The organism is Agrobacterium albertimagni AOL15, from assembly GCF_000300855.1.
Taxonomy (GTDB): Bacteria; Pseudomonadota; Alphaproteobacteria; order Rhizobiales; family Rhizobiaceae; genus Allorhizobium; species Allorhizobium albertimagni.
Genome location: NZ_ALJF01000029.1, coordinates 2,501 through 6,186 on the forward strand (window position 1 = coordinate 2,501; position 3,686 = coordinate 6,186).

2 rRNA genes are annotated in these 3,686 nt (G+C 52.9%); both read left to right on the top strand.

Going from position 1 to position 3,686, the window contains the following annotated elements:
- The first annotated feature begins 427 nt into the window (after positions 1 to 427).
- A 23S ribosomal RNA gene (locus tag QWE_RS24135) occupies positions 428 to 3,226 on the top strand.
- 250 nt (positions 3,227 to 3,476) lie between these two features.
- A 5S ribosomal RNA gene (gene rrf, locus QWE_RS24140) occupies positions 3,477 to 3,591 on the top strand.
- Positions 3,592 to 3,686: the final 95 nt, after the last annotated feature.

Genomic DNA, 3,686 nt, shown 5'->3' on the forward strand with positions numbered 1-3,686 from the left:
CTGGAGGCTTCCAGGTATGGGGTTTTACCTCATGTCCGAGCCCGATCCTGATGAACCTTGTGATGGCCTAGCCGGCCGGATCTTGGGGAAGGGTCGGAGGTAGGTAGGAAGCCTGTCGCTCTGGTCGTTCGTTGTTGGCGCTTATGTGCCTCTGACGGATTGCTGATGATCGTTGCCTGACCGCGCGATCCCGGATTTAATCTCGAGAAGCTGGTCTTAAATGGCAAGCTGCAAGTGAGCTGCTCGGCGTAGCTCCAATAAAGCAGACTTGTCGAACACGTCGATGGCATCTGAATGGTCTGGTTGTAAAAGGTAGCCGGATTGGTGAGATGATAGGATTTAGGCAGTAGGCAATGGGTTTTAGGATCTGTTGGCTAATGCCTATTGGCTATTGTCTTTCCTATAGATGAGCATTGGCAATGAGAACGATTAAGTGTCGTAAGGGCATTTGGTGGATGCCTTGGCATGCACAGGCGAAGAAGGACGTGATACGCTGCGAAAAGCCGTGGGGAGCTGCGAATAAGCTTTGATCCATGGATATCCGAATGGGGAAACCCACCTTAAATGCTTGGAGAATCCAAACTGATCGCAAGATCGGCTTGGGTTTCCAAGCATTGTGATAAGGTATCTAACTCTGAATACATAGGGGTTAGAAGCGAACGCAGGGAACTGAAACATCTAAGTACCTGCAGGAAAGGACATCAACCGAGACTCCGCAAGTAGTGGCGAGCGAACGCGGACCAGGCCAGTGGCAATGAGGAATAAAGCTGAACAGGTTGGAAAGCCTGGCTAGAGTGGGTGATAGCCCCGTAAGCGTAGAACACTCATTGTCCTTGAGTAAGGCGGGACACGTGAAATCCTGTCTGAACATGGGGAGACCACTCTCCAAGCCTAAGTACTCGTGCATGACCGATAGCGAACAAGTACCGTGAGGGAAAGGTGAAAAGCACCCCGACAAGGGGAGTGAAATAGAACCTGAAACCGGATGCCTACAAGCAGTCGGAGGGCGCAAGCCTGACGGCGTACCTTTTGTATAATGGGTCAACGACTTAGTGTAACTAGCAAGCTTAAGCCGGTAGGTGTAGGCGCAGCGAAAGCGAGTGTTAATAGCGCGTTCAGTTAGTTGCATTAGACCCGAAACCGAGTGATCTAGCCATGAGCAGGCTGAAGGTTGGGTAACACCAACTGGAGGGCCGAACCCATATCTGTTGCAATAGATCGGGATGACTTGTGGCTAGGGGTGAAAGGCCAATCAAACTCGGAGATAGCTGGTTCTCCGCGAAATCTATTTAGGTAGAGCGTCGACCGAATACCCCAGGGGGTAGAGCACTGGATGGGCTATGGGGACTCACCGTCTTACTGATCCTAACCAAACTCCGAATACCTGGGAGTACTAGTCGGCAGACACACGGCGGGTGCTAACGTCCGTCGTGAAGAGGGCAACAACCCTGACCTCCAGCTAAGGTCCCCAAGTCATGGCTAAGTGGGAAAGGATGTGAGGATCCCAAAACAACCAGGATGTTGGCTTAGAAGCAGCCATCATTTAAAGAAAGCGTAACAGCTCACTGGTCTAAATAAGGGTCTTTGCGCCGAAAATGTAACGGGGCTAAAGCCATGCACCGAAGCTGAGGATTTGCAGTTTACTGCAAGTGGTAGCGGAGCGTTCCGTAAGCCTGTGAAGGGGTACCCGTGAGGGGCCCTGGAGGTATCGGAAGTGCGAATGTTGACATGAGTAACGATAAAGGGGGTGAGAGACCCCCTCGCCGAAAGACCAAGGGTTCCTGCTTAAAGTTAATCTGAGCAGGGTTAGCCGGCCCCTAAGATGAGGCAGAAATGCGTAGTCGATGGGAACCACGTTAATATTCGTGGGCCTGGTGGTAGTGACGGATTGCGTAACTTGTTCATTCTTATTGGATTGAATGGGCGAGGAAGCGGTTCCAGGAAATAGCTCCACCGTACAGACCGTACCCGAAACCGACACAGGTGGTCAGGTAGAGTATACCAAGGCGCTTGAGAGAACTATGTTGAAGGAACTCGGCAAATTGCACGCGTAACTTCGGAAGAAGCGTGACCCCTTTATACGCAAGTGTAATGGGGTGGCACAGACCAGGGGGTAGCGACTGTTTATCAAAAACACAGGGCTCTGCGAAGTCGCAAGACGACGTATAGGGTCTGACGCCTGCCCGGTGCTGGAAGGTTAAGAGGAGAGGTGCAAGCTTTGAATCGAAGCCCCAGTAAACGGCGGCCGTAACTATAACGGTCCTAAGGTAGCGAAATTCCTTGTCGGGTAAGTTCCGACCTGCACGAATGGCGTAACGACTTCCCCGCTGTCTCCAACATAGACTCAGTGAAATTGAATTCCCCGTGAAGATGCGGGGTTCCTGCGGTCAGACGGAAAGACCCCGTGCACCTTTACTATAGCTTTACACTGGCATTCGTGTCGGCATGTGTAGGATAGGTGGTAGGCTTTGAAGCAGGGACGCCAGTTTCTGTGGAGCCATCCTTGAAATACCACCCTTATCGTCATGGATGTCTAACCGCGGTCCGTCATCCGGATCCGGGACAGTGTATGGTGGGTAGTTTGACTGGGGCGGTCGCCTCCGAAAGAGTAACGGAGGCGCGCGATGGTGGGCTCAGACCGGTCGGAAATCGGTCGTCGAGTGCAATGGCATAAGCCCGCCTGACTGCGAGACTGACAAGTCGAGCAGAGACGAAAGTCGGTCATAGTGATCCGGTGGTCCCGTGTGGAAGGGCCATCGCTCAACGGATAAAAGGTACGCCGGGGATAACAGGCTGATGACCCCCAAGAGTCCATATCGACGGGGTTGTTTGGCACCTCGATGTCGGCTCATCGCATCCTGGGGCTGGAGCAGGTCCCAAGGGTTTGGCTGTTCGCCAATTAAAGCGGTACGTGAGCTGGGTTCAGAACGTCGTGAGACAGTTCGGTCCCTATCTGCCGTGGGTGTAGGAATATTGACAGGATCTGTCCCTAGTACGAGAGGACCGGGATGGACATATCTCTGGTGGACCTGTTGTCGTGCCAACGGCATAGCAGGGTAGCTATATATGGAAGGGATAACCGCTGAAGGCATCTAAGCGGGAAACCCACCTGAAAACGAGTATTCCCTATCAGAGCCGTGGAAGACGACCACGTTGATAGGACGGGTGTGGAAGTGCAGTAATGCATGAAGCTTACCGTTACTAATAGCTCGATTGGCTTGATCGTTCTCATTGCTTATGCTCATCGAAGATGAGCACAAGCCATCTGTTTTGTCCTCACGCTGTCGCGATCTCTGATCGCTTCGCTGCGGACGGCGCGCGCCAAACCGGTATTTTGCCTTCGGCAAAAACCTGGGCGCGACGGCCGACCGGCCTGTATGGGAGATCCCATTCAGTCGCAAAACAAAGACGTGTTCACTTAAAGACAAACAGGCGAATGCCTGTGCCAGCTTCTCAACAACATTGCCCTTAGCCGACCTGGTGGTCATGGCGGGGTGGCTGCACCCGTTCCCATTCCGAACACGGCCGTGAAACGCCCCAGCGCCAATGGTACTTCGTCTCAAGACGCGGGAGAGTAGGTCGCTGCCAGGTCTGCTAAAGGCAATGTTGTCAGCTAAAAACGCTGAAAAACAATCTTCTCGACACAACATCGGCCCAAGCCGAAATCTTAGGGCCGCCAAAAGCGG